The following is a 25,635-nucleotide window of genomic DNA, read 5'->3' on the forward strand; positions in this document are numbered from 1 at the left end:
CAGCCTTTATTTATATACAAATAAAAAGACCAGCTTTCCAGCCAGTCTTTGTTTATTATCCAAGGTATGCTTTAAGCATCCAGATATGTTTTTTCAAGCTTTGCTTTACAGCAATCAGCATGTCGCCTGTTCCCTCATCTTTGGCTTCTTCTGCAAGCTCGATTGCTTCCTGAAGCTCGTCCACCATTTTTTCAAAGTCGTCAACGACAGATTGAACCATTTGTTCTTCGTTTTCTTTTCCTGTCGCTTCTTTAAGGGAACTGGTCTCCAGAACTTCTTTCATTGTTGCAACCGGTTTAGCCTCAAGAGCAAGGATTCTCTCAGCCAGTTCATCTACATGTACGTTGGCTTCATTATAAAGCTCTTCGAATTTTGCATGTAGGGTAAAAAAGTTTTTTCCTTTAATGTACCAATGGTAATTGTGAAGTTTTACATATAGAACTGTCCAGTTTGCTACTTGCTGGTTAACAGCTTTTACTAATTCTTTACTCATAATAATCATCCTCCCAACAATAGAATACCCACCTTGGCAGAATTAAAACCTGTACAGGGCCATGGCGAAATTTTTCATTATTGAGCTGCTTTCATGGTAGAATATTGAGTGAAAAGGGGGAGAAATATGTATACGGTATTAGTCATATCGATCATTATCGTGATTGTGGTTCTGCTGCTTAGCGTCATTACTACTTCAAAGGCTTACCAATTCAAGCATACGGTAGACCCGATTGATCCGCTTCCTGACAGCGGCAAGGAACAAAAAGAGGCTAACGAGGAGCAAGAAGATAACCAAAGCCGTTCGTAAGCATACACTATTATATAAACAGCCTCCGTACAGCCGGAGGTTTTCTTTTTAAAGGGACGGAAAAATACATGTGGAGAGGACATAAAGATGGATATATACTCCATGATGCTTACAGTATTTTTAGTATTAAATATTATCCTGGCTGTATTTGTAATCTTTCTGGAGAGAAGAGATGCAGGCGCCACATGGGCATGGCTCATGGTTTTATTCTTTCTTCCTCTTCTTGGTTTTTTCATGTACCTCTTCTTTGGACAGAATTTAACCCGAAGGAAGATGTTCCAATGGGAAGACCGCAAAAAAATTGGAATTGATGAACTGCTGAACAGCCAAATCAGAGGGATTAAGGAAAAAGATTTCCATTTTCGTAATGAGATCATTGAAAAATCCAAAGACCTTATTTACATGCATCTTGTAAACAATGATTCAGTATTGACCCAGGATAACGAGGTCAGAATTTTTACAGACGGGAAAGATAAATTCAATTCACTTGTAGAGGATATAAAAAGTGCAACCGATCATATCCACCTGCAATATTATATCTTCAAAAGAGACAATCTTGGGAAAAGCTTAATCACTCTCTTAACGGAAAAAGCTAAGGAAGGCGTTAAAGTCAGGCTTCTCTATGATGAACTTGGCTCAAGGAGCCTGCATAAAAGGGCATTTAAAGAGCTGATTGCTGCAGGAGGAGAAATTGAGGCCTTTTTCCCTTCGCGGCTGCATTTTATCAATTTAAGAATCAATTACCGGAACCACCGGAAAATTGCCATCATTGACGGACGGATTGGGTATGTTGGCGGCTTTAATGTTGGGGATGAATATCTCGGGCTGAATCCGAAGTTCGGGTATTGGCGTGATACCCATCTAAGAATCAGAGGAAGTGCTGTCCATTCTCTGCAGACCCGCTTTATCCTGGATTGGAACCAGGCTTCCTACCGCCATGACATTTTCTATGCTCCTGAGTTTTTCCCGCTCTGCGAGTCCCAGGATAGCGTAGGGATGCAGATTGTTACCAGCGGCCCGGATTCTGAATGGGAACAAATTAAAAATGGTTATATTAAAATGATTTCGTCTGCACGTAAGTCCATATATATCCAAACTCCATATTTCATTCCTGATGCAAGTCTTCTTGACGCCTTGAAAATAGCTGCATTGTCAGGTGTGGAAGTAAATATTATGATTCCGAATAAACCTGATCACATGTTTGTTTATTGGGCCACTTATTCCTATATTGGGGAGATGCTAAAAGTAAATGCAAATATCTATATATACGAAAATGGCTTCATACATGCAAAAACCCTGATAGTGGATGAAAAAGTATCATCGGTAGGAACTGCGAATATAGATGTGAGAAGTTTCAGGCTCAATTTTGAGGTAAATGCTTTTATTTATGATCAGGAAGTTTCAAAAGAACTGACTGAGAGCTTTAAGGAAGATGTTCGGCTTTCAACAAACCTGACTGCAGGAGATTACAGAAAAAGGCCATTGAAGATAAAGTTGAAGGAATCCATTTCAAGGCTGCTTTCGCCAATATTATAAAACGGGCTGAAAAAATCAGCCCGTTTTCTTTAAGCAAAAACCTGTTTCAAGTCATCCTTTGATTGCTGCAGCCAGAATCTCATAAGACGCTTTGCCCCTTCAAGATCATGAAGCTTTGCCTGACCGCATTGCTTCTCATTTGCAGCGGGGATTTCGGTAATTTCAACTGCATCTTCCATTGTAGCTTCCAGCAGATCAATTATTTCTTCAACTGACGGCTCACCGCTTACCACTAAATAATAGCCGGTCTGGCAGCCCATCGGGGAAATATCAATAATGTCGAAATGGCCATATTTTTCTGCATGAGTACGGATATTAAAAGCAAGCAGATGCTCAAGTGTGTGTATGACATCCGGCTTCATCGCCTGTTTATTTGGCTGGCAGAACCTGATATCAAACTTGTTCACTAACCCATCACTGCCCACTTTATGGACACCACAGTGCCTCACGTAAGGCGCTTTTACAGCATTATGATCCAACTCGAAACTTTCTACTGAAGGCATACAAAACACTCCCCTAAAGTTTTCCTTTTACTATAACATAATACCCGACTAAATTCATCGAATTAATATGAAAATTATGACTTTTTTATGATAATATGTTATTTTAAAAGAAAATATGATTTAACCGGGAAAGGTAATGCCATGCTAAAAAAAATACTCATTTCAATATTTCGTTTTTATCAAGTTGTGATTTCCCCGCTCAAGCCTCCAACATGCCGATTTTATCCGACATGTTCCCATTATGGGCTGGAGTCAGTTAAGCGATTCGGCGCCTTCAAAGGCGGCTGGCTGACAATAAAACGGATCCTTAAATGCCATCCCCTTCATCCGGGCGGTGTCGACCTGGTTCCCGAGCAATGGCCCAAAAAGAAAAAGAATTAACCCTCGTATCCGTCCACTACAAGGTCAAGCTTGCCTGTGCCAGGATGAATAACAAGCCCATGCACAGGCACATCTGCCGGCATCAGCGGATGCTTTTTCACCATATGTACACTATGGGATACACTATTCTCTACATTTTCAAAACCTCTTAGCCAATCATCGGCAGCGATTCCTGAGTATGTCATCGTATCCAGTGCATCGTCAGTAATGCCTCTCTCCTTCATGCTGCTGACAACCGCATCAGCCTTCATTCCGCTCATGCCGCAGTCACGATGGCCAATAACAAACACTTCTTTCGCCTGCAGCTGATAAACAGCTATTAATATGCTTCTCATAATACTTCCAAATGGGTGGGATACTAAAGCTCCTGCGTTCTTAATGATTTTCACATCACCGTTTCTTACATTAAGCGCTTTTGGCAAAAGCTCCACTAAACGTGTGTCCATGCAAGTCAGAATAACCATTTTCTTATTAGGAAACTTCGTTGTTTCAAACTCTTCGTACTTTTTTTCTTCAACAAATTGCTGGTTATGGTTTAAGATCTCTTCTAAAAGTTTCAATTGTTCCACTCCCTGTCTTTTTGTGAATACTTTGATTGTAAGAGCTATTTGCTCCCTGCTTGACGAAAAAATGTCAATACTAATAGAGACCTTTCACTGGCCTCTAAAATTATGATACATAAAGTAGAAGCTCCAAACAAATTTTTCCCTTGCTTTTTAGCTGGATATTTTGTAAGATAACTAAGGAAATCGTAATGATTCCGTATTAAATATCATTTAACCGTTCTATAAATCGTAATTACTACGCTTTATAAAAGGAGGAGAATAATGAAAAAGGCATTTTTAATATATATTCTGGGGCTAATCCTTATTCTTTCCGGCTGTACAGGGGGAAAGACAGAGGAAAGCAGCAGCAAAACTATAGTTTATACAACAGTTTATCCTCTTCAATACTTTACTGAACAAATCGGAGGAAAAGCGATAGAGGTTGAGACCATCTACCCGCCCGGGTCGGATGAACATACCTTTGAACCTTCTCAAAAAGATATGATGAAGCTGGCCGATTCGGATCTGTTTATTTTTATAGGGCTGGGTCTTGAGGGATTTGTGGAAAAGGCAAAAGACACATTGAAAAATGAGAATGTTAAAATGGTGGCAGCTGGAGAAAACCTGGAGTTTGTCCACTCAGATGCAAATCATGATCCTGCGCATGAAGAAGAAGATGCAGATGATCATGAAGCTGGTGCTGAAGAAGGGCATGATCATGATCACGGGGATATTGACCCGCATGTTTGGCTGGATCCTTTATACTCCAAAGAATTGGCTGAATCAATAAAAAATGCTTTAGTGGAACAGATGCCTGATCAGAAAGAACAGTTCGAACAAAATTATCAGGAGCTTGCACAGGAGCTTGATAATCTTCACAATGATTTTGAGCAGACAGTTCAAAGTGCAAAGCATCAGGAATTCATTGTTTCACACGCAGCCTATGGTTATTGGGAAGACCGATATGGTCTGGATCAAATCAGTGTATCAGGCTTGAATTCCTCCAGTGAGCCTACTCAGAAAGAACTGCAGAAGATCATTGCTGAAGCAAAAGAACATGACTTAAAATATGTATTTTTCGAACAGAATGTCAGCTCAAAACTGACTGAAATTCTGCAAAAAGAAATTGGCGCAAGTCCTTTACTGCTGCATAATTTATCCGTATTAACGGAAGAAGATCTAAAAGAGAACCAAACGTATTTTACCCTTATGCAAGACAATCTGTCGGCCCTAAAAAAATCTTTAAATGAATAATCACATTCCACCTCCCGCCCTGGGAGGTTTTTTCATCTGAAATGCAGGTCATGACATTCCTTCAAATGCCATGACTGATTTGGCGGGCATTGCAGAAAATATAAAAGACCCCGCGATTTCGGCCTGGTCATATTTTTTCTGCTTAGGAGGAATAATTAATGGCAAAAGATGTTTTATGTGAAGTAAACAACTGCACTTTCTGGAAAGATGGAAACCTATGCAGCGCAGACCAGATATACGTAGTCAGCCATACGGGCAAAACGGCAGACGACACCAAAGAAACAGACTGCAAAACGTTCGAACCGCATTAATGGTGACAGGCACCGCCCGAATTTTGTCGAATTCCGGCAGTTCCATTTATGCATAATACTGCAAAAGCGGTGCATGGGCTGCACCGCTTTTTTTTAAAATAAATAAGTTTATTATTTTTTTTAGCGGGAATGTATAGAATAACAATAACCTATAGGAGTGATACATATGTTATCAACCGTTATTTTGCTTGGAGCTGCTTTTGCCGCTGCTGCTGGATTAAGCTCCTTTGCCATTAAGGAAGATTCATTTATTAAAGACGAAATTACTCAATAATTGATCATAAAAGGCGCTGTGGATGCGTCTTATTTTTTTGCACTCAAACGAAAACCGCAGTTTCTGCCGGATAGAACTGCGGTTTTTTTCTACAGGATAAAGCTTTCCTTTGAGATGGTAACTTCACTCAGTCTTTTCTCATTAATCTCAAAACCAATTCCCGGTTTATCAGGAACCTTAATCATTCCGTTCTTTACGGTGACCTCAGGAAGAATAATATCTTCTTCCCAATACCTTTCTGACGCTGAAATATCACCGGGAATAGCAAAGCCCTCCAGAGAAGCCAGCGCAATATTATGGGCACGGGAGATTCCAAACTCCAACATACCTCCACACCAGATTGCGATCCCCTTATCCAGGCAATAATCATGAATTTTCCTTGCTGTCCCCAGACCTCCAACCCGGCCAATCTTAATATTAATTACTTTACAGCTTCCAAGCTCGACAGCTCTTCTGGCATCATTAAAGGTAACAATACTTTCATCCAGGCAGATCGGTGTTTGCAATTCCTTCTGAAGCTTTGCATGATCAACAATATCATCATATTCAAGCGGCTGTTCAATCATCATGAGCCCGAAGTCATCAAGCCTTTTTAACTGGTCTATATCCCCTAATGAGTAAGCTGAATTAGCATCAGCCATGATTGGCAAATCGGGATAATAGCGGCGGATGTCTGAGATCAATTCATAATCATTTTCGGGGCTGATTTTTATTTTGACCCTTTGATAGCCGCTCTCCAGATAGCTTTCAATTTGCCTTCTTACTTCTTCCTTTGTTTTGGCGCCAACAACCACGCCGGATAGGATTTGTTCCCTCTTACCTCCTATAAATTCAGAAAGAGAGCTATTTTCTTTTTTAGCAGCCAGATCCCATAAAGCCGTTTCCAGCGCTGCTTTTGCCATTTGATTTCTTCGCAGGGCTTCAAAAGCACGTCCTGCATCTGAAGGATGCTTAATACCAGCTATACGCAGGATCGGGATAAGAAACTCCTTTAGCACATGATAGCTCGTCTCAACCGTTTCCTCTGTATACCAGGGGGAAGAAAAAGCGACTCCTTCCCCATATCCCTTCCGTCCTTCCGTATCAATTACTTCAACTATGATTCCCTCTCTATCTTTAACAGTTCCTAAATGAGTGGAAAATGGAGTTTTTAGGGGCATCGCAATTTTATACAAAGTAACTGTTTTAATATCCATGCTATTTCCCGCTTTCCCCGAGCAGTTCCCGGAGCTTCCTTCTTAATATCTTCTTAGAAGCATTCCTGGGAATTTCATTAATCATGATGATCTTTTTAGGCACTTTATACTTTGCCAGCCTCTCTAAGCAGTAATCTGTCACTTCGTTTTTATCCAGGCTTTCTTCTCCGGCAATAAAGGCGACCGGCACTTCACCCCAAACATTATCCCTCATGCCAATAACCCCTGCATCCGATATTTGGGGGTGTGAAGCAAGAACGCCCTCAATTTCAGCAGGATAAATATTTTCTCCGCCTGAAATGATCAAGTCTGAACGCCGGTCTAGTACATATAAAAATCCTTCTTGATCGACATAGCCTATATCTCCGGTTGAGAGCCAGCCATCTTTTATTTTTTTCGCAGTTTCTTCTTCACGGTTTAAATACCCTTTTGTCACATTCGGACCTTTCACAAGAATCTCACCCGCTTCTCCAGGGTCCGCAAGCCCCCCATTCGGATTAACAATTTTCAGCTGGGAAGGAAATAATGGCTTTCCGGCTGATCCTAATTTGCTGAAACTGTATTCCGGAGGCAGAGTAACAATCTGTGACGAAGTTTCCGTCATTCCGTAAGTCTGGTAAACAGGAATATCCTTCTCCCTGCAAACCTCCAGAAGAGATTTTGCTGCTGGACCTCCTCCTAACAGCATACATCTGAAATAGTCCGGCATCTGCTCATTTTTTAATTCATCTGCAATCCGGGTGAGCATCGTACTCACAACAGACATGATGGTCACCTTTTCGGCGGAAATGGCTTTGATGGCTTTTTTCTCATGGAAAGATTCAAAAAGAACCATTTTCATGCCGTAGATGATGCTGCGCATTAAAATGGAATAGCCGCTAATATGAAAAATCGGAACAGCACACAGCCAGCTGTCGTTTTCATTCAGCCCTAAGTTTAATGCAGACCCCACTGCACTCCACCAATGATTGCCGTAGGTTTGCAGAACGCCTTTCGGATTCCCTGTTGTACCGGATGTATACATGACAGTACAAACTTCATTAAGACTTATTTCTTCTATTAATGCCGGCTCGGCAGGAGCTTTCCTGAAAAGGTCTTCTTTATGTATCGTTGAAATTTCCCGTAAAGAGTTTACAACCTTTTGGCTAACTCCATCAAAAGAACTCTCCGTTATAAGGAAAGCGGACTTCGAATCATCCAGCTGCCAAATTAATTCCTCGGCAGTCAGCCTGTTATTTAATATAACGGCCTTCACTTCGATTAGCTGCAGAGCCAAAAGGATAAAAACACTGTCTTCATGATTTCTCAGAAGCACCCCTGCAAACTGGCCTCTCGTTAATCCAGCTGCCTGTAATTGTCCTGCTATCATGTATGCACGCTCATATACTTCGGAAAATGTATAGGTTTTTTCCAAGAAAGAAAGGGCTGGGCGTTCAGGTGTTAAAAACGCCCGTTTTTGAAGGAAATTCGGCACTATTTGCGCTTCCATCATAAACACCTCATTTCATGCGATTTTTTCATATAAAAACAGCCTGATGGACTGGCCATCAAGCTGAAAAATAGTATTCCCCTGAAATCAAGGGAAACGCGGGAATTGACCAAAGTCCGGTTTACGCTTTTCTTTGAATGCGTCACGGCCTTCCTTCGCTTCATCCGTTGTATAGTATAGAAGGGTTGCGTCACCGGCGAATTGCTGGATTCCAGCAAGTCCATCTGTATCCGCGTTGAAGGCAGCCTTCAAGAAACGGATAGCAGTCGGGCTCTTCTCCAGAATTTCTTCACACCACTGAATTGTTTCTTCTTCCACTTTCTCAAGCGGCACAACTGTATTAACAAGACCCATATCCAGAGCTTCCTGAGCTCCGTACTGGCGGCACAGATACCAAATTTCGCGTGCTTTCTTATGGCCGACGATTCTTGCAAGATATCCTGAACCGTAACCTGCATCGAAGCTTCCCACTTTAGGTCCTGTTTGTCCAAATACAGCGTTATCAGCTGCAATCGTTAAGTCACATACGATATGAAGGACATGTCCTCCGCCAATCGCATAGCCTTTTACCATCGCAATAACCGGTTTAGGAATGACACGGATTAAGCGCTGAAGATCCAAAACATTTAAACGAGGGATCTGGTCATCCCCTACATATCCGCCATGTCCTCTGACAGATTGGTCTCCGCCTGAACAAAATGCTTTGTCTCCAGCACCAGTTAGGACAATAACACCTACATTTTCATCATCACGCGCGTACGCAAATGCATCAATTAATTCCATTACCGTTCTTGGAGTAAAGGCGTTGTGGACTTGCGGTCTATTGATGGTGATTTTCGCAATTCCATTGTATGTTTCATACATAATCTCTTCGTACTTTTTTCCTGCAACCCATTCTACAGCTGACATACATGAATCCTCCTCATTATGTATTCTATTAAAAAGCGCGATATTTGCCGCACAGCTTTGCGCCAGCAGAGCACATCATTCCACATTCTTTACTGCGTTAGTATTAATCTCCCCTGATTGCGACAAAAACCCACTTACTATTGTACCAAATAATTCAGGTTTCTCCACATGAATTGCATGTCCTGCATTTTCAACGGACTTCCACTGAACATTTTGCAGAGCTTTCGACATCTCTTCTGCAATTCTGCAAAATTTTTGATCCAGATCTCCTGTTAATAGAAGGATTGGCATTTTCAGATTACCGAGCTCCTCCCACAAGGATGGCTGTGAACCGGTGCCCATGCCATTCAGGCTGTTTGCCAGACCACCAATAGAATTGGCCATACGCTGGTTTCTTATTCGTGTCCGGATTTGATCAGGAAGATTTCTTTGGCTTTGAAATAAGGGGATACTTTCCCAATAATCGATAAAACCCCCAATGCCTTCCTCCCTGATTCTGTCAGCCAGCCTGGCATCCTGCACTCTTCTTTCATGCCTTTCTTCTTCTGTCCTAAGTCCTGGGGAAGCACTTTCCAAAATCAGTGTGCGGACTTTTTCAGGATATTTAACTGCAAAAGTCAGCGCAAGCCGCCCCCCCATGGAATATCCAAGAACATCAATTTTCCCGATTCCCATCTCTTCTAAGAGACTGTTAATTACAGCGGCAGACTCTTCTATTTGATAATGGCCAATATCAGATGGGGCTCCAGACTTCCCATGCCCGATTATGTCCAAAGCAACGGCTTTCGAATGTCCTTTCCAGAAGGGAGCGAACTCTTTCCAGCCCTCACTATTTCCTGTGAAGCCATGAAGGAGAAGAAGCGGAAATCCCTTACCCCACGTATCGACATGATAGTGAACCCCATTCATGACATATTTCATCGGTATTCACCCTTCCAGCAATCGACTTATTTCCCGGGAAACAGAATTCCACAATTCTCGATGCTCGGTTAAATTCCTGTCCCGATTTGTCGTAATTTCCATTACCTTCAAGCCAGGTATGTCCATGTTCCGTTTGAAGGCGGAAATAAAATGTTCCCAATCTGATATTAAATCATATTGTCCGCCAAACATCTTAATGGCATGGCTGAAATCAAGATCCAGCGGTGTTCCGAACAGTTTTTCAAAGTTATTGGGATAATTCGCCTGAGGAAGAAATGAGAAGATTCCGCCTCCATTATTATTAATCAGCAAAATATTAATATCAATTCCATACAGCTTAGAGGCAATTAAACCATTTAAATCATGAAAGAAGGTTAAATCACCGAGCACAAGATAGAGCGGCTGAGAAGCCATCCCGGCACCAAGAGCAGTTGAAACAGTGCCATCAATGCCATTTGCTCCCCTGTTAGCCATTACTTTAATGCCTTTTTGATTAAAATGGAAAAAAGTATCCAGATCCCGTATAGGCATACTGTTTCCTACAAATAAGGTTGAGCCTTCTGGAAGCATTTCAGCGAGCTGGAAAAACAATTTACCCTCGCTCATTTCATCTGCTTCATTAATATCAGCAAGCTTCACTCTTGTAAGTTCATTGATTTTTTTCCAAAGTGCAATGAATTCATCATTTTCTGAGGTGTTTAAATATGACGTGACAGATTCACAGAACAGCAGCTCATCGCAATGAATCATTTCGGTCGAGAGCAGTGAAGGATCACGCCATCCGCCGCCTCCATCAACAATAATCTGCCGGGCAGTACTGTTTTCTTTCATGAAAATGGACAATGGCTTTGATACAGGCATAGCACCGAAGCGAATGATAACATCCGGCTTAAGCGCTTTTTTTGCATCGTCATTTTTCAAAAAGGTATCATATGCATCCATAATGAAGCTTCCATCGTGCAGTCCGCTTCTCAACTGTGATAATGGATCGGCAATGATCGGAAAGTTCAGCTTTTCCGCCAGTTTAATAACGGCAGCCGGAAAGCCGGACTTTTCCAGATGGCCGCAGATTATAATCCCTTTATGGGCAGAGTTTAAGATCTGTGCCATTTCTTTGTACTCTTCGTTAGGCAAACAAAGCTTGCCACCCTGAATATTTACATACCCTTCCGTCCGTTCACTAAGCTCGAATAAATCAGCACGATCCAGCTTCGGAACTAGCGGCTCACGGAAAGGGAAATTAAGATGAACAGGTCCAGCCGGTGAACTCTTTGCGGCGGAAGCAGCTCTCGCACATACTGTCCGGGCATAACGAAGCATTTCTGCAGAATTCTCGGGAGGGGCCATTTCAACAAACCACTTTACATTATTACCATACAAATGGATTTGATCGATCGCCTGTGGAGCGCCTACGTCCCTTAGTTCATGAGGCCGGTCCGCTGTAAGCACGATTAGCGGCACCCTGGAATACCTGGCTTCCACAATGGCCGGGTAGTAATTGGCAGCAGCTGTTCCGGATGTACACAGCAAAGCTGCCGGTTTCTGGGATGCTTTAGCAATGCCCAACGCAAAAAAGGCAGCCGAACGCTCGTCTACATGAATATGCACACGAAGCGCCGGATGCTCTGCCATTACCATTGCCATTGGGGTAGAACGGGAGCCGGGACTGACCACGACATCCTCTACCCCGCTTTTTACTAATTCAGCCACAAATGCGGCTATATATGAAGTTAAAGCTTCCTGATGATTCACTTTTCATAACCCCCAAGAGCCGTAAGCATAGGCCGGAATTTAATCTTTGTTTCCTGGTATTCGCTTTCGGCATTTGAATCCTGTACTACTCCACAGCCTGCAAATAAGGATGCCTCATTCCCCTGAATTAAACCGGACCTTATCGCAACAGCATATTCGCCATTTCCTCTAAAATCCATCCATCCTAACGGAGCAGCATAAAAGCCGCGATCCAGTTCTTCTGCTTCTCTGATTTTTTCTACAGCTTCTCTTTTAGGCAGGCCTCCAAGAGCAGGAGTCGGGTGAAGACGGTCGACTAAAGCAAGAAGTGAAGCATCTTCCTTGGTCTTTCCTATTACAGGGGTATATAGGTGCTGAATATCCCGCATCTTCATCAGCTGTGGTTCATTCGGCAGTTCAACTTCTGTGCAGGATTCTTCCATAGCTTCCTTTATCATATCCACCACATATTGATGTTCAGTCAAGTTCTTTTGATCATGCAGTAATGTTTCTCCAAGGATATGATCATCTTCTTCCGATTTGCCTCTGGGGATGGAACCTGCCAGACAAGTTGTAAACACGTTTTCCCCGTATTTTTTTATAAGTCGTTCAGGAGAGGCTCCAATAAAGCAGTCACCGTTCGATTCAAACGCAAAGATAAAGCTTTCACTCTGCATTTTCATCAAATTCTGAAGAACTCTTTCAATCTCAATCGGCTTTTCATAAATGAGCCTGGATTCCCTCGCAAGCACAACCTTTTTTAATAGGGATCCTGATTTTAGTTCATCAACAATTTCATCCACTATCTCCATCCATTTTTCAGGATTGATATCCGCTTCTTCCTGAAGAGTGTTTGCACTCTCAGGATGATAATCATTAATTGAACCTATTAGCATGCTTCTTTCAGCGGCTATCTTTTCAAAAAGTGATTCACTATCATGCTGTGTACAGACAACATTTGTTGTCAAAAAAGCTTGTCCATTGATTTCACTGTACATATAAGCCGGCACATGAAAAAGGGAATTGGAATACTTCGACCAAAGCTTTGTTTTCTGCTTCAGCGGGTCAAAAGAAAAACCGCCAAACATTACGGGCCCGGTTGCATTTTCATTATAAGAGTTAAAAATAATACTGTTATTAATAAAACGCTTCCATTCCTTTTCAACCCGATTAAATCTGTCTATATTTTCGTCTGACTGGATTTGCCTGCAGATGCCAAGCCCGATTATATAAGCTTCACTGGAAGGATCCTTCCAGAAAAAGCGTTCACCAAAAAAACGGCTCTTTCCTGCCGCATAAAAAGAAAGGGGGTCTATATGATTTATTTTTTTCACTTCACTCACTAAAACAGGCTTTGATAAGGCTTTGGCCCTCTCAATCGCCTCCTGGATCCCTTCTTTTAGTTCCGTATCTTGTATCGTAACCAAAAAAATCCCTCCAATAACAGCTTAAATTGCCGTTATCCTACTTTAAACTTATTCTAAGATACACCTGTGATTCAAGGAATGTCAATGATGTCAATCCGGTCATTCCTTTATTGTATCCTTTATATTATAGCTTACTTTCGGCATCTATAATATCAATTAACTCAGGTTCACTGTAAATAACTGTTACGTTACAGCATTCATGGCAAATACCGGTACATTTTACGGCAATAATACGTTGACACTCCTGCGGTATTTACCTAAACTTAAGGTGTTTGGTATAGTTGGCTTATGGGGGTTTACTTTGACAATACCCTGATAATCAGTTAAAATAAACAAGTTTGAATGATTCAATCATTGATACCATTACAGAATAGATAATTAAGGGGAGAGTTATCATGCAACCACAAGCACAGACCAATTTTCCGCCTGCTTCGAGCTCAAAGAACTGGAGAGTCTGGTGGCAGCTGACCAGGCCGCATACTTTGACCGCTGCTTTTGTTCCCGTTTTACTTGGAACAGCTCTTGCAATGGAACTTACCGAAATAAATTTCAGCCTGTTTTTTGCCATGCTGGCAGCAAGTCTGCTAATTCAGGCTGCTACCAATATGTTTAACGAATATTATGATTTCAAAAGAGGGCTTGATACGGAAGACTCTGTTGGAATCGGCGGAGCGATTGTCCGTGAAGGAATCAAACCAAAAACGGTCCTGAATTTGGCTTTTGGGCTTTACGGGATTTCGATATTACTTGGTTTCTATATTTGCATGAACACAAGCTGGTGGATTGCAGCAATCGGACTTGCCTCCATGGCAGTAGGATATTTATATACAGGCGGTCCTCTTCCGATTGCCTACACACCATTTGGTGAATTATTCGCAGGTTTTTTCATGGGCATGCTAATCATTCTTATATCTTTCTATATCCAGGCAGGAACCGTAACCGCAACAAGTGTTTTAGTTTCGTTCCCTATATTGATTCTTGTTGGCGCCATTCTGCTGGCCAATAATATCAGGGACTTGGATGGCGACAAGGAGTTCGGCCGTAAGACATTGGCTATTCTTTTAGGAAAAAAAGGAGCGATTAACCTGCTTGCCGGTATGTTCATCGTGTCTTATGCATGGGTCTTCATATTAATCGCCATAAGCATCATAACACCATGGCTTGCTATCGTTGTCCTTAGTGCGCCTAAGGCCATTAAAGCAACGAAAGGCTTCATCGGCAATACACTTCCGATGCAAATGATGCCTGCGATGAAAGCAACTGCACAGACAAATACAATCTTTGGCTTCCTTTTATCAGTAGGCCTGTTCCTCGGATATCTACTATAATCATTTAATAAACCTCTGCTTCTATGGCAGGGGTTTTTTGTTTGGAAAAAACCAGCAGAAAGCGTCACCTTGGTTTCATCCCATTTTTAACGGGTAATTTTTACGTAAGGAAGATACAGGCCGTAAAATTACTTCTTCCGTTATGATTTTGCAAACTACGTCCATACTAAACCCATATGGACTAAGATTTGATATCCGGCGGAGCAAAACTGTCAGAGCTCGTCTTTATTATAAGCTTGACTATCAGATCAACAGGCATTTTTAAAAATCATCAAAACTAAGGATGTGACATAGTATGTTGACCAATGAACAGATCAGTACTTTAAAAAAGGAATTGAATGATGAAAAGGAATCACTGGAGTCCCAGCTGCAGGGCAATAAAGAAGGCAGTCTGGAAGGAGCAAGCGCCAGAGATGCAGTAGGAGAGCTATCTCTATATGATAACCATCCCGCAGATATGGGTTCTGAACTTTATGAACGCGAAAAGGATTTTGCATTGGAAGAGCACCATGACTCTGAACTCAATAAAGTGAATGCTGCATTAAAGGCAATTGAAGATGGTTCATACGGCAAGTGTAAACAGTGCGGTTCTGATATTCCATATGAGCGGCTGGAAGTGATTCCGGCAACCCTTTACTGTATGGATCATAGTCCTGAACAAAATGTGCCGGGAGACCGTCCTGTTGAGGAAGATGTGCTTGAACCTGCTCATGGGAATACCTTTCAGCATCATCAATTCAGGGAAGTAGTAGATAATGAAGACAGCTTTCAGGAAGTTGCCCGTTTTGGCACTTCTGAGACACCCTCTGATTTAAGGGGGGACTATGAAGATTACAATTCCCTTTATAATGAAGGCCATGATGACGAAGGTTTTACAGAAGATTATGAGACATTTGTCGGAAATGACCTTGAAGGCAAGGAGAGAAAAATCTATCCTTCCAAGAAACATGAAGAGTATGAAGCCATGCTGGATGAAAATGATATCGAAGCACCTTTCGGGGATGTGCCGTATCATGAGACTGACGGCTATGTGGATGAAGATAAGAAAGATAAGGATTAAAGTAAAAGCGATGCAGCTGCATCGCTTTTTTATGTCAAATGGCAAAATAAGATACCCTTATATATTTATAGTTTGGATTCGATATCCTGGATAATCTCATCAATAGTATCGGAAACATCGTTTGTGCGGCGGGCAATGGAGATGCTGAATTCCAGCAGTTCTTTATAATTTTTCACCGGAATAGAATCACTTGTTTTCTCGAATTCATTTAGTTGCAGTCCAATATTTTGAAGATGCAGCAAAACTTCTTCCATAGATCCTCTCTCGATTTGGTACACTTAACAGCTACCCCCTTTATATCTAATGATTTCATTATCAGGGTTTTTAAACCTTTTTTGTAGTGGAAATTATTGTTAATATTGTTACTTTGCAGAGTAAAACTTCTCCACAAAGGAAATATTAGTTTTAGAATAATTTGCTGGGAGGTTCATTATGTCCGCACAAATGAAAGCAGCATGCTTTTCAGAATATGACAAACTTGAACAAGTGGTGTTGTGTGAACCGAAGTACATGACAATAGTGGATACCATTAATGAAACACAGAAGCATTACGAAAAAGAGGGTATTAACATTGACGTGGCGATGAAACAGCACAGACATTTTGTCAGTGCATTGAAGGCTCAGGGAATCGAAGTCGTTCTGCTGCCCCCCTTGGAAAAATACCCTGAGCAGGTTTTTACCCGTGATATCGGATTCACGCTTGGAGAAAAGGTGTATGTTGCCGAAATGGCAGCTGATATCCGGCAGGGAGAGGAAAATGTTCTGAAACAATGGCTGGAAGTAAATCAGGTTCCTTTTTACAATCTTACCGGAGATCGTATAGAAGGTGGCGATGTTCTCATCGATGGCCAGACTATATACGCCGGAGTCAGCAGCCGGACCCACGAGGATGCGATTGAACATCTTCGCAGCCTTATGCCTGATTATGAAGTCGTATCCGTCCCCTTCACTGATACATATCTTCACCTTGATTGTGTATTTAATATCATTTCACCTGAGGAAGCTCTTATTTACCCAGGAGAGATCCACGGGGAAAAAGTCAAAATGCTGGAATCACGCTATGATTTAATAAAAGTGTCTGAGGAGGAGCAATTCACACTCGGAACGAACGTTCTTTCCATTGGCAATAAGAAAGTATTCAGTCTTCCCGTTAATAAAAATGTCAATAAAGAATTGAGGGCTAGAGGCTACGCAGTTATCGAGGTGGATATTACGGAGATCATCAAATCCGGTGGAGCCTTCCGCTGCTGCACCATGCCGGTTAGCCGGAGTTCCCATTAATAACCAAAAAACAGCCTCTTCTCACAAGAAGGCTGTTTTTCTTTTTACTTATTCATCATCTCAACGCCAGCGGGTTTGATTTTCCAGATTTCGCGCGCATATTCGCTGATTGTGCGGTCGCTTGAGAAATAGCCTGAGCCGGCAATGTTCATTAAGCTCATTTTCAGCCAATGATTCCGATCCTCATATGCCTTTCCGGCTTCTTTCTGGATATTGACATACGAAGCAAAATCCCGCAATACAAAATACTGGTCATTTTCCATCAGCAGTGAGTCAAAAATGGGCTCGAACTCATCATCAGCATCCGGGAAAAATCCATTCACAAGCTGGTCGGTGACCTGGCGGATTCTCTTATCATGATGGTAATACTCTCTGGAATTATAACCGCCATTCTGGTAATAGCTGAGCACCTCATCTGCTGTTAATCCAAAGATGAAGATATTGTCATCTCCTGCTTTTTCTTTTATCTCAATATTGGCTCCATCCAGTGTACCAACTGTCAAAGCGCCATTCATCATGAATTTCATATTCCCTGTACCGGAAGCTTCCTTGCTTGCTGTAGAAATCTGCTCGCTGATATCTGCAGCGGGGAAAATTTCCTCTGCCAGCGAAACCCGATAATTTTCAAGAAAGATAACCTTTAGCACCTCTCTTGTCTGTGGGTCATTGTTCACCTTTTCAGCAACGGTATTAATTAATTTGATGATTTTCTTTGCATAGTAATAGCCAGGGGAAGCTTTTGCTCCAAAAATAAAAGTCCGCGGATGCATGCGGAAATTGGAATCTTCCTTCAGCCGGTTATATAAGTGCATAACATGAAGAATATTTAACAGCTGGCGTTTATAAGCATGCAGACGCTTAACCTGAATGTCAAAAATGGAAGACGTATCAACCTTAATGCCCTGCTGCTCCTGAATGCGCTTTGCCAATCTTTCCTTGTTCAATTGCTTAATCTGATGCAGCTGTCCAAGGAAAACCCTATCATTCTTAAAATCTTCCAGTTCGCGAAGCTTTTCCGGTTCCCGAATCCAGCCTGCCCCAATGCTCTCATTTATAAGACCAGATAAAAGCGGATTGGCTTTCAGAAGCCATCTTCTATGTGTAATCCCATTGGTTTTATTATTAAATTTCTCAGGAAAAATTTCATAGAACTGATTCATTTCCCGCTTCTTTAAGATTTCTGTATGAAGGGCGGCAACACCATTTACGCTGGAACTCCCTACAAGAGCAAGATGGGCCATCTTAACCTGGTCGTGCGCGATGATCGCCATATCCTCAATCCGCTTCCAGTCCCCCGGGAATCTCTCCCAAAGATCGCGGCAAAAGCGTTCATTGATTTCGTTCACGATCATAAAAATCCGCGGCAGCAAAGGCTGGAATATGCGGACAGGCCATTTCTCCAATGCCTCTGAAAGAGTTGTATGATTCGTATAGGCAATCGTCCGGACCGTAATATCCCAGGCATCCTCCCAGCCCATTCCCTCTTCATCCAGCAGAATCCGCATAAGTTCAGGAATGGCAAGAACCGGATGTGTATCATTAATATGAATGCTCACATATTCATGGAAATCTCTTAAACTGGTATGCTGCTTTCGATAGGAACGCACAATGGATCGGATACTGGCCGAAACAAGGAAGTATTGCTGCTTCAACCTTAGGATCTTCCCCTCATCATGGGTATCATCAGGATAGAGAAACTCCGAAACAGATTCGGTTTCCCGTTTATATTTTAAAATATCATGATTTACAGGATAAGGAGACGGCTCAGCATTCCAAAGCCTGAGAGTGTTAATCGTATCTGTTTGATACCCAGCCACAGGCATATCGTATGGAACTGCCGAAATGGTCTCAGCATTCACATGGCGGAACACAAGCCTGCCTCTGTCTTCTGCCGTTTCAACTTTACCCCAAAAGGGAACTTCGATTGCCAGGTCTGCTTTTCTAACTTCCCATACATGGCCGTTCCGCAGCCACTGCTCCGGAAGCTCCACCTGGTAGCCATCCACAATTTTCTGCTCAAACAGGCCATGCTTATATCGAATTCCGCAGCCATGGCCCGGAAGATTTAAGGATGCCAGCGAGTCCATAAAACAGGCCGCCAGACGTCCCAGTCCCCCGTTTCCAAGCCCTGCATCTGCTTCGATTTCTTCAAGGCGGTTTAGGTCAATGCCCAGATCTGCCAGACCATCTTTTACAACCTGCTCAATTCCCAGGTTTATCAGATTATGATGAAGCAGGCGGCCCAATAAAAACTCAATGGATAAGTAATATACCTGCTTTTCACGGTCGATGCGGTACCGCTCATTTGTATTAATCCACTCTGTGCTCACATGTTCCCTGATCATATTTCCGAGAGTGAAGTAATGATCTCTTTCTGTGCTTTCGCCAAAGCTTTTTCCACAGGTCATCTCCAGTTTCTTCAGGAATTCCTCTTTGAACTCATCGCGATCAGAAAACATGGCTTTCACTCCTTGAAACAAGGCCTGCATATAGCTGATTGTATTTGAAAGCAGATTGTGCCCAGCTGTTATCCATACCCATCGCATTTTTCATAATCTGCTCCCATAATTTGCTGTCACTGTAAAAGCTTATTGCTCTTCGAATGGTGTACAGCATGTCATGGGCATTAAAGTGGCTGAAGGAAAAACCGTTTCCTTCTCCTGTGTATTCATTGTAAGAATGGACGGTATCATTTAAACCGCCTGTTTCCCTGACGATGGGAATGGAGCCATATCTCATCGCAATCATCTGCCCTAACCCGCAGGGCTCAAATTGTGAAGGCATTAAGAATAAATCGGACCCTGCATAGAATTCATGTGCAAGCCCTTCATCAAACCCAATATATGCTTTGCACTTATCCGGGTAGCCCGCTTCCATCTCCCTGAAAAATTGCTCAAACTCACGGTCTCCAGTCCCTAGAATCAGGACTTGAACATCACCCTGCATAAGCTCATGGAACACACATTTTACAAGGTCCAGGCCCTTTTGCTTTGTAAGCCTCGTAACCATGGCTATCAAAGGAACCTTTTCCTTCACCGGCAAGCCGAATTTTTTCTGAAGATGAACTTTATTCTCTTTTTTAATCTGCAGCTTTTCAGCAATATAGTTCTCTTTTATATATGGATCCTTTTCAGGATTATAAAATTCATCATCAATCCCATTTAAGATTCCTTCCAGGTCACAAGCTCTGCGTTTCAGCAAATCATGCAGCTTCTCACCGTAATACTCCGTTTGAATTTCATCTTTATACGTAGGACTGACTGTGGTAATTTTATCAGCAGCGACAAGTCCGCCCTTCATGAAATTGATGTTTCCGAAGAATTCAAGCTTATCCGGATGGAAATGGCTATAGTCAAGCCCTAATAGATCCCCTAAAGCAGTCCCTGGCATAATCCCCTGAAATTGAAGGTTATGAATGGTGAAGACTGTCCGAATAAATTCATACCCCTTTTTCGCACGATACTCAACCCTGAGGAGAAAAGGAATCATCCCGGTATGCCAATCATGGCTGTGAATAACATCTGGACAGTAATCTATATGCTGAAGAGCATCCAGCACGGCCCGGTTAAAATAGGCAAACCTCTCTCCATCATCAAAATAGCCGTATAATTTTTCACGGTTAAAGTAATATTCATTATCCACAAAATAGAATGTGATTCCCTGGTGCTCAAGTTCTTCAATTCCGCAATACTGGTTTCTCCAGCCTACCTGAACTGTAAACTCGCACTTTTTTGACATTTTCTTTTTAAAATCATCTGATATTGAACCATACTTGGGAAGAATCACCCGTACGTCAGTCCCCTGTTTGGCAAGCTCTTTCGGGAGAGAGCCGGCTACGTCGGCAAGACCTCCGGATTTGACGAATGGAACACATTCAGAAACAGCAAACAATACTTTCACGAGTTCATCAGCGCTCCTTGTACGGTACCTTTGCGTATTACCAGAGGCATTTCACTTCTTCCCTCAATTCTGGCACCGGATTCTACCTTAACATCTTTATCTAAAATAACAGAGTCTAAAACACAGTTCTCTCCAATTTGGGTTTTTTGCATGATTATACAATTTTTCACGACTGAGCCCTTGCCAATTTTGACCCCGCGGGAGATAATGCTGTTCTCGACTGTTCCTTCAATCATGCAGCCATTTGCAATCATTGAATTCTTTGCGCTCGCACCTTTTACATATCGGGTTGGCGGTTCATCTTTTACTTTTGTATAAATGGGCTGGCTGCGCAGAAATATATTTTTCCATGCCTCCGGTTCCAATAGCCCCATGCTGGCAGCAAAGTAATTTTCAATGGAATCAATCATAACGGCCAAGCCTGTATATTCATAATTGCATATCGTGTACGAATGGTGGATATCTGTAACAACATCACTCATGCACGTGTATCCTGTTTCGTTTCTATTTTCTATTAAACTAATAAGCAGCGAGGTTTTTACAAGGTACATTTCCAGCGACCGTCCATCCTGGCGAACAACTGTAATATCACACCCCGTCATAATATGTCTATCCAGAACAGGCCTGAAATCCATATTTAAAACGGTGAAACAGTTTGAGATCAAGGCATACTCCTGCTTGCTGCGATAAAAATAATCCAAATTGGCAGCAAAGAGATTGAAGGATCCGATCCCTTTACTTGGGCTATCCAATAAAGGTGACGGGAAGAAGAATAGTCCATCCCTTTTTCTGTTTAAGTCCCAGTTCTTCCCTGAGCCAAGGTGATCCATTAAAGAGCGATATTGATACTTCGGAAATATGGCTACACTCTCAATATCCGAGTTGACCATATTGGAGAGAACAAAATCGATCAGCCTGTAGCGGCCTGCAAACGGAACAGCTGCGAGCGACCTGTGTACTGTCAATTCCTCTAAATCCTCATGGTAGGTTGTTGCATCTATCACACCAAGCATTCTCTTCTTCATGACATTCCCTCCCGTTTAAGTGGCCAGGCGCCATTTCGGCATCCAGCTGTATATTAAGAATAAATTCCCTGTATCATTTCCTGTGTTATCAGAATAATTCCATCATCTTCTTCGGAAGCACTAATCACAAAGCCGTCAGGTATGTTCATTCCGCTTGGCACAATCGCCTTTTCAATATAGACATTTTCGCCAATCACAGCATCAGGCATGATGACCGATTCTCGGATCACCGTATTCTTCCCAACCCGAACCCCTTGAAAAAGCACTGACTTTTCAACTTCGCCCTCAACCGTACAGCCTTCATTTATCAAGGACTCTACAACCTCTGCTTGAGTTGAAATATACTGTGGAGGGTGGTTCGGATTCACCGAATAAATCCGCCAATCATGATCAAAAAGATTCAGCTCGCATTCATCATCCAGTAAATCCATATTGGCTTCCCACAGGCTCTTGACTGTACCGACATCTTTCCAGTAGCCATTGAATGGGTAAGCAAACAGCTTTTTATTTTCATCAAGCATTAATGGAATGATATCCTTCCCAAAGTCATGACTTGACTCCGGATTGCGGTCATCCATTTCCAGATATTCCTTTAAAACAGACCAATTAAATATATATATTCCCATGGAGGCCAGATTATTTTTTGGGTTTGCTGGTTTTTCCTCAAATTCTGCGACCCGCATTTCCTCATCCGTGTTCATGATGCCGAATCTGCTTGCCTCCGGCCAAGGCACTTCAATTACTGAAATTGTGGCATCCGCGCCTTTTTCAATATGATACTTAAGCATCAGCTCATAATTCATTTTATAAATATGATCACCGGATAAGATCAGGACATATTCTGGATCATATTGCTTTAGATAATTGAGGTTCTGATAAATGGCACTGGCTGTTCCCGTATACCATTTGACTTCCGATGATTCGCTGTAAGGGGGCAGCACTGTCACACCGCCGTTCTTTCTATCAAGATCCCATGCGCTGCCTATGCCAATATACGAATTCAGAACCAGCGGCTGGTATTGTGTCAAAACACCGACTGTATCAATTCCGGAATTGGTGCAATTGCTCAATGTAAAATCAATGATCCTATACTTTCCTCCAAAAGGAACTGCCGGTTTCGCCAGGCTTTTTGTCAGAGAGCTAAGCCTGCTCCCTTTCCCTCCTGCTAACAGCATTGCGACGCACTTTTTCTTTCCCATTTTCCTTCCTCTCCTTCCGATGTTTTACAGGGCGTAATATTGAAATGCCAAATGGCGGAATAGACATTTCCAAACTGAACGGCTTGCCATGAAACTCAATTTCCTCACTCTTAAGGACCCTCTTATTAGTGCAATTTGATCCTCCAAAACTATCATTGTCACTGTTAAAGATTTCCCGATAAGATCCCATATTTGGTACGCCTATACGGTATTTTGGATATATAGCCGGTGTAAAATTACAGACAATCACGAGATAATCATCCTCTTTGGAGCCTTTCCTGATAAAAGAGAAGATGGACTGGTCCGAATTATGACAATCTATCCATTCAAAGCCATCCTGAAGGTGATCAAGCTCAAAAAGAGGCTTGGAACGTTTATATACCTTTATTAATTCTTTTACATAATCATTGGCTTTTTGATGCATCTCGTAATCAAGCAGATGCCAATCAAGCTGACCTTTATCTTTCCATTCGGAAAACTGCCCGAGCTCACTCCCCATGAAAAGAAGCTTCTTGCCGGGATGGGCAATCATGTAGCCTAGCAGGAGCCTGTATTGGGCGAACTTTTGCCAGTAATCTCCCGGCATTTTATCCAGCAGCGATTTTTTCCCATGGACAACTTCATCATGTGAAAAAGGCAGTATGAAGTTCTCTGTAAAAGCATACAAAAGTGAAAATGTCATTTTTCCATGGACAACAGATCGCCTCTCGGGTTCTGTTTCCATATATGTAAGAACGTCATTCATCCAGCCCATATTCCACTTGTAATGAAAGCCCAGCCCCCCATATTGAACTGGTGCAGTCACTTGCGGCCAGTCTGTTGAATCCTCTGCCATCATGAGAAAGGAAGAATCATATTGTGAAACCACTTTATTGAGGTTTTGCAGAAAACCGGTACCAAACGGGTTTTCTGTTTTTCCATCCCGGTTCGGCCAATAAATCATATTAGCAACCGCATCAACCCTGAAGCCGTCAATATGGTATTTCTCCATCCAAAAAACAGCGTTGGAAATAAGAAAGCTCTGCACTTCATTTTTGCCGAGATCAAAATTGGCGGTGCCCCATACCCGGTTCTCTCTGTCGCCTTCTGTTTCATACTCATACAAATACGAACCATCAAACTGATAAAGGCCATGCGCATCTTTGCAGAAGTGCCCCGGCACCCAGTCCAGAATCACCCCAACACCATGCTGGTGGCATTGATCAACAAAATACATAAAATCATGCGGACTGCCATAGCGGCTGGTAACCGAGTAATAACCTGTTCCCTGATAGCCCCAGGAAGCGTCGAGCGGATGCTCAATTAGAGGAAGCAATTCTATATGCGTAAACCCGTGCTCCACTACATATGGTATTAATTCACCTGCAAGCTCCCGGTACGTATAGAGACTGCCCGATTCTTTTTGCTTCCACGAACCAAGATGGACCTCATAAATGACAGCAGACTCTGTAAAAATAGGCTTCTTTTCTTTTTTTTGCATCCATTTACCGTCATTCCACTGATAACCGTCCAGCGAATATACTTTAGATGCTGTATTCGGCCTTACTTCTGAAAAAAAGCTATAAGGATCAGCCTTTAATAACCGCTCTCCTTTCTTTGTTGTAATTTCATACTTATACAAGGCACCTTCCATGTCTCCATCAAGCTGAATAATCCAGACACCTTCATTATTCACTCTATGTAAGGTATAGCCTTCTCCATTCCAATCATTGAAATCACCGACTAATCTGATAATTTCAGCATTCGGTGCCCATACACAAAAACGGGTAATCACTGTTCCTCCGTTTGAAACTACATGTGCACCAAATAACTGGTGACTCTCATAAAGCGTCCCTTCATGGAACAAATGCAGCTGATAATCGGTTGGAAACAAAGTATCCACTACCATCCTTCTCCCCACCCAGTCTCGTTTCTTTTGACTTTCCTGTTATATTCGCTGCACCTGGGAAAAGTCCTTGTAAAAGTTTTTTTAATTTTATGACAACAACATTCATATTCTGCTAATAAACGATAGCATTTTGCCCATTTTAACAGCCTTCGACATAATCTCCGGGAAACTTAGACAAAATAAAACAAAGTATGCAAGTAAGAAATGAAAGGAGAATAATATTTTGAGCAATAAAGAAGAGGAGTTTTTATTGAATGAGGCTTCCAAAAAGGAAATAAGAATCCCGCTATTTGAAGCACCGGATGGAAAGATTATGGCCACCGGCGATATGTTTAGAGGTCCCTATACGGGAATAACTTCTGAAATTGATCTGAATAATCCAGGCAATAAATTAAGCAGGCAAGAAGAGAAATTTGATTAAATAGAGAGCGGACGGAACGCAAAAGGGAACTGCACAAAGACAACAAAAAAGCTGCCAACAAATTGTTGACAGCTTTTTTGTATGACCCCTACGGGATTCGAACCCGTGTTACCGCCGTGAAAGGGCGGTGTCTTAACCGCTTGACCAAGGGGCCAATATGGCGGAGAAGGAGGGATTTGAACCCTCGCGCCGGTTGCCCGACCTACACCCTTAGCAGGGGCGCCTCTTCAGCCACTTGAGTACTTCCCCATATA

The 25,635-nt window shown here is 42.2% G+C and carries 24 protein-coding genes and 2 tRNA genes; 9 read left to right on the forward strand and 17 right to left on the reverse strand.

Annotated elements, in window-relative coordinates; all coding sequences use genetic code 11:
- Positions 1-55: 55 nt before the first annotated feature.
- Positions 56-493, reverse strand: a complete 438-nt coding sequence (locus tag CHI10_RS12050; protein WP_076261831.1) for a Dps family protein — start codon at positions 491-493, stop codon at positions 56-58.
- Between the two features lie 126 nt (positions 494-619).
- Here CHI10_RS12050 and ytzI point away from each other — a divergent pair, with 126 nt between their 5' ends.
- Entirely contained in the window at positions 620-802 is a 183-nt protein-coding gene (gene ytzI, locus CHI10_RS12055; RefSeq protein WP_095244524.1) for a YtzI protein, read from the forward strand.
- 87 nt (positions 803-889) lie between these two features.
- Complete coding sequence (gene cls / locus CHI10_RS12060; RefSeq protein WP_095244525.1) at positions 890-2,338, forward strand: cardiolipin synthase; 1,449 nt, start codon at positions 890-892, stop codon at positions 2,336-2,338.
- Between the two features lie 29 nt (positions 2,339-2,367).
- Here the strand turns inward: cls and CHI10_RS12065 are convergent, their stop codons facing one another.
- Positions 2,368-2,841 (reverse strand): S-ribosylhomocysteine lyase, encoded by a 474-nt coding sequence (locus CHI10_RS12065; RefSeq protein ID WP_095244526.1) that lies wholly within the window; start codon positions 2,839-2,841, stop codon positions 2,368-2,370.
- A 141-nt stretch (positions 2,842-2,982) separates the two neighbouring features.
- Here CHI10_RS12065 and yidD point away from each other — a divergent pair, with 141 nt between their 5' ends.
- Entirely contained in the window at positions 2,983-3,222 is a 240-nt protein-coding gene (gene yidD / locus CHI10_RS12070) for a membrane protein insertion efficiency factor YidD (protein WP_095244527.1), read from the forward strand.
- Here the strand turns inward: yidD and CHI10_RS12075 are convergent.
- Positions 3,219-3,782 carry a beta-class carbonic anhydrase gene (locus CHI10_RS12075; protein ID WP_095244528.1) on the reverse strand — a complete coding sequence of 188 codons (564 nt, stop codon included), beginning with the start codon at positions 3,780-3,782 and terminating at the stop codon, positions 3,219-3,221. The genes yidD and CHI10_RS12075 overlap by 4 nt on opposite strands.
- A 267-nt stretch (positions 3,783-4,049) precedes the next feature.
- Between CHI10_RS12075 and CHI10_RS12080 the strand changes: the two genes are divergently transcribed.
- Positions 4,050-5,021, forward strand: a complete 972-nt coding sequence (locus CHI10_RS12080) for a metal ABC transporter substrate-binding protein (protein ID WP_095244529.1) — start codon at positions 4,050-4,052, stop codon at positions 5,019-5,021.
- Between the two features lie 158 nt (positions 5,022-5,179).
- The gene (locus tag CHI10_RS12085; protein ID WP_076263303.1) at positions 5,180-5,332 is read left to right on the forward strand and encodes a DUF1540 domain-containing protein; all 153 of its coding nucleotides are present in this window, start codon (positions 5,180-5,182) and stop codon (positions 5,330-5,332) included.
- 363 nt (positions 5,333-5,695) lie between these two features.
- Here the strand turns inward: CHI10_RS12085 and menC are convergent, their stop codons facing one another.
- From menC to CHI10_RS12115, 6 genes are all read right to left on the reverse strand, one after another.
- Positions 5,696-6,802 carry an o-succinylbenzoate synthase gene (gene menC / locus CHI10_RS12090; protein ID WP_095244530.1) on the reverse strand — a complete coding sequence of 369 codons (1,107 nt, stop codon included), beginning with the start codon at positions 6,800-6,802 and terminating at the stop codon, positions 5,696-5,698.
- Position 6,803: 1 nt separating this feature from the next.
- Positions 6,804-8,291, reverse strand: coding sequence for an o-succinylbenzoate--CoA ligase (locus tag CHI10_RS12095; protein ID WP_095244531.1), 1,488 nt, complete (start codon positions 8,289-8,291; stop codon positions 6,804-6,806).
- Positions 8,292-8,378: 87 nt separating this feature from the next.
- Complete coding sequence (menB, locus tag CHI10_RS12100; protein WP_095244532.1) at positions 8,379-9,200, reverse strand: 1,4-dihydroxy-2-naphthoyl-CoA synthase; 822 nt, start codon at positions 9,198-9,200, stop codon at positions 8,379-8,381.
- Positions 9,201-9,275: 75 nt separating this feature from the next.
- Positions 9,276-10,121 carry a 2-succinyl-6-hydroxy-2,4-cyclohexadiene-1-carboxylate synthase gene (gene menH / locus CHI10_RS12105; protein ID WP_095244533.1) on the reverse strand — a complete coding sequence of 282 codons (846 nt, stop codon included), beginning with the start codon at positions 10,119-10,121 and terminating at the stop codon, positions 9,276-9,278.
- A 6-nt stretch (positions 10,122-10,127) separates the two neighbouring features.
- Positions 10,128-11,873, reverse strand: a complete 1,746-nt coding sequence (gene menD / locus CHI10_RS12110; protein WP_095244534.1) for a 2-succinyl-5-enolpyruvyl-6-hydroxy-3-cyclohexene-1-carboxylic-acid synthase — start codon at positions 11,871-11,873, stop codon at positions 10,128-10,130.
- Positions 11,870-13,279 (reverse strand): isochorismate synthase, encoded by a 1,410-nt coding sequence (locus CHI10_RS12115; RefSeq protein ID WP_095244535.1) that lies wholly within the window; start codon positions 13,277-13,279, stop codon positions 11,870-11,872. Before CHI10_RS12115 ends, menD begins: the two co-directional genes overlap by 4 nt.
- A 395-nt stretch (positions 13,280-13,674) precedes the next feature.
- Here CHI10_RS12115 and CHI10_RS12120 point away from each other — a divergent pair, with 395 nt between their 5' ends.
- Positions 13,675-14,607 carry a 1,4-dihydroxy-2-naphthoate polyprenyltransferase gene (locus CHI10_RS12120; protein ID WP_095244536.1) on the forward strand — a complete coding sequence of 311 codons (933 nt, stop codon included), beginning with the start codon at positions 13,675-13,677 and terminating at the stop codon, positions 14,605-14,607.
- Between the two features lie 295 nt (positions 14,608-14,902).
- The gene (locus CHI10_RS12125) at positions 14,903-15,667 is read left to right on the forward strand and encodes a TraR/DksA C4-type zinc finger protein (protein ID WP_095244537.1); all 765 of its coding nucleotides are present in this window, start codon (positions 14,903-14,905) and stop codon (positions 15,665-15,667) included.
- A gap of 65 nt (positions 15,668-15,732) precedes the next feature.
- Here the strand turns inward: CHI10_RS12125 and CHI10_RS12130 are convergent, their stop codons facing one another.
- Positions 15,733-15,945, reverse strand: a complete 213-nt coding sequence (locus CHI10_RS12130; protein WP_048011093.1) for a hypothetical protein — start codon at positions 15,943-15,945, stop codon at positions 15,733-15,735.
- 154 nt (positions 15,946-16,099) lie between these two features.
- Between CHI10_RS12130 and CHI10_RS12135 the strand changes: the two genes are divergently transcribed.
- Complete coding sequence (locus tag CHI10_RS12135; protein ID WP_095244538.1) at positions 16,100-16,948, forward strand: dimethylarginine dimethylaminohydrolase family protein; 849 nt, start codon at positions 16,100-16,102, stop codon at positions 16,946-16,948.
- 44 nt (positions 16,949-16,992) lie between these two features.
- Here CHI10_RS12135 and CHI10_RS12140 read toward each other — a convergent pair whose 3' ends face one another.
- The 5 genes from CHI10_RS12140 to glgB are packed head-to-tail and all read right to left on the reverse strand — an operon-like array spanning position 16,993 to position 24,960.
- The gene (locus CHI10_RS12140; RefSeq protein ID WP_095244539.1) at positions 16,993-19,407 is read right to left on the reverse strand and encodes a glycogen/starch/alpha-glucan phosphorylase; all 2,415 of its coding nucleotides are present in this window, start codon (positions 19,405-19,407) and stop codon (positions 16,993-16,995) included.
- Positions 19,397-20,848 carry a glycogen synthase GlgA gene (glgA, locus tag CHI10_RS12145; protein WP_095244540.1) on the reverse strand — a complete coding sequence of 484 codons (1,452 nt, stop codon included), beginning with the start codon at positions 20,846-20,848 and terminating at the stop codon, positions 19,397-19,399. The genes CHI10_RS12140 and glgA overlap by 11 nt, the downstream gene beginning before the upstream one ends.
- A complete protein-coding gene (locus tag CHI10_RS12150; protein WP_095244541.1) occupies positions 20,845-21,873 on the reverse strand; it encodes a GlgC family sugar phosphate nucleotidyltransferase in 1,029 nt (342 codons plus the stop codon). The genes glgA and CHI10_RS12150 overlap by 4 nt, the downstream gene beginning before the upstream one ends.
- Positions 21,874-21,926: 53 nt before the next feature.
- Complete coding sequence (locus CHI10_RS12155; protein ID WP_095244542.1) at positions 21,927-23,072, reverse strand: glucose-1-phosphate adenylyltransferase; 1,146 nt, start codon at positions 23,070-23,072, stop codon at positions 21,927-21,929.
- Positions 23,014-24,960, reverse strand: a complete 1,947-nt coding sequence (glgB, locus tag CHI10_RS12160; protein WP_095244543.1) for a 1,4-alpha-glucan branching enzyme — start codon at positions 24,958-24,960, stop codon at positions 23,014-23,016. Before glgB ends, CHI10_RS12155 begins: the two co-directional genes overlap by 59 nt.
- 223 nt (positions 24,961-25,183) lie before the next feature.
- On the opposite strand from glgB, the gene CHI10_RS12165 reads away from it, so the two are divergent.
- Complete coding sequence (locus tag CHI10_RS12165) at positions 25,184-25,381, forward strand: hypothetical protein (RefSeq protein ID WP_095244544.1); 198 nt, start codon at positions 25,184-25,186, stop codon at positions 25,379-25,381.
- An 82-nt stretch (positions 25,382-25,463) separates the two neighbouring features.
- Here CHI10_RS12165 and CHI10_RS12170 read toward each other — a convergent pair.
- Both CHI10_RS12170 and CHI10_RS12175 read right to left on the reverse strand, forming a co-directional pair.
- Positions 25,464-25,535: transfer RNA gene (locus CHI10_RS12170), tRNA-Glu, on the reverse strand.
- 4 nt (positions 25,536-25,539) lie between these two features.
- Positions 25,540-25,630 (reverse strand) — tRNA-Ser (locus CHI10_RS12175).
- Between the last annotated feature and the right edge of the window lie 5 nt (positions 25,631-25,635).

This window comes from Bacillus sp. 7894-2 (genome assembly GCF_002272225.1).
In the GTDB taxonomy this organism is placed as follows: domain Bacteria; phylum Bacillota; class Bacilli; order Bacillales; family Cytobacillaceae; genus Cytobacillus.

Excerpts from the sequence above, each read along its gene's own strand:
- CHI10_RS12125 (WP_095244537.1), top strand. The coding sequence starts at position 14,903 with ATGTTGACCAATGAACAGATCAGTACTTTAAAAAAGGAATTGAATGAT.
- ytzI (WP_095244524.1), top strand. The coding sequence starts at position 620 with ATGTATACGGTATTAGTCATATCGATCATTATCGTGATTGTGGTTCTG.
- CHI10_RS12065 (WP_095244526.1), bottom strand. The coding sequence starts at position 2,841 with ATGCCTTCAGTAGAAAGTTTCGAGTTGGATCATAATGCTGTAAAAGCG.
- CHI10_RS12085 (WP_076263303.1), top strand. The coding sequence starts at position 5,180 with ATGGCAAAAGATGTTTTATGTGAAGTAAACAACTGCACTTTCTGGAAA.
- glgB (WP_095244543.1), bottom strand. The coding sequence starts at position 24,960 with ATGGTAGTGGATACTTTGTTTCCAACCGATTATCAGCTGCATTTGTTC.
- cls (WP_095244525.1), top strand. The coding sequence starts at position 890 with ATGGATATATACTCCATGATGCTTACAGTATTTTTAGTATTAAATATT.
- menH (WP_095244533.1), bottom strand. The coding sequence starts at position 10,121 with ATGAAATATGTCATGAATGGGGTTCACTATCATGTCGATACGTGGGGT.
- CHI10_RS12050 (WP_076261831.1), bottom strand. The coding sequence starts at position 493 with ATGAGTAAAGAATTAGTAAAAGCTGTTAACCAGCAAGTAGCAAACTGG.
- menB (WP_095244532.1), bottom strand. The coding sequence starts at position 9,200 with ATGTCAGCTGTAGAATGGGTTGCAGGAAAAAAGTACGAAGAGATTATG.
- CHI10_RS12135 (WP_095244538.1), top strand. The coding sequence starts at position 16,100 with ATGTCCGCACAAATGAAAGCAGCATGCTTTTCAGAATATGACAAACTT.
- CHI10_RS12140 (WP_095244539.1), bottom strand. The coding sequence starts at position 19,407 with ATGTTTTCTGATCGCGATGAGTTCAAAGAGGAATTCCTGAAGAAACTG.
- CHI10_RS12155 (WP_095244542.1), bottom strand. The coding sequence starts at position 23,072 with ATGGGAAAGAAAAAGTGCGTCGCAATGCTGTTAGCAGGAGGGAAAGGG.
- CHI10_RS12150 (WP_095244541.1), bottom strand. The coding sequence starts at position 21,873 with ATGAAGAAGAGAATGCTTGGTGTGATAGATGCAACAACCTACCATGAG.
- yidD (WP_095244527.1), top strand. The coding sequence starts at position 2,983 with ATGCTAAAAAAAATACTCATTTCAATATTTCGTTTTTATCAAGTTGTG.
- menC (WP_095244530.1), bottom strand. The coding sequence starts at position 6,802 with ATGGATATTAAAACAGTTACTTTGTATAAAATTGCGATGCCCCTAAAA.
- CHI10_RS12095 (WP_095244531.1), bottom strand. The coding sequence starts at position 8,291 with ATGGAAGCGCAAATAGTGCCGAATTTCCTTCAAAAACGGGCGTTTTTA.
- CHI10_RS12120 (WP_095244536.1), top strand. The coding sequence starts at position 13,675 with ATGCAACCACAAGCACAGACCAATTTTCCGCCTGCTTCGAGCTCAAAG.
- CHI10_RS12080 (WP_095244529.1), top strand. The coding sequence starts at position 4,050 with ATGAAAAAGGCATTTTTAATATATATTCTGGGGCTAATCCTTATTCTT.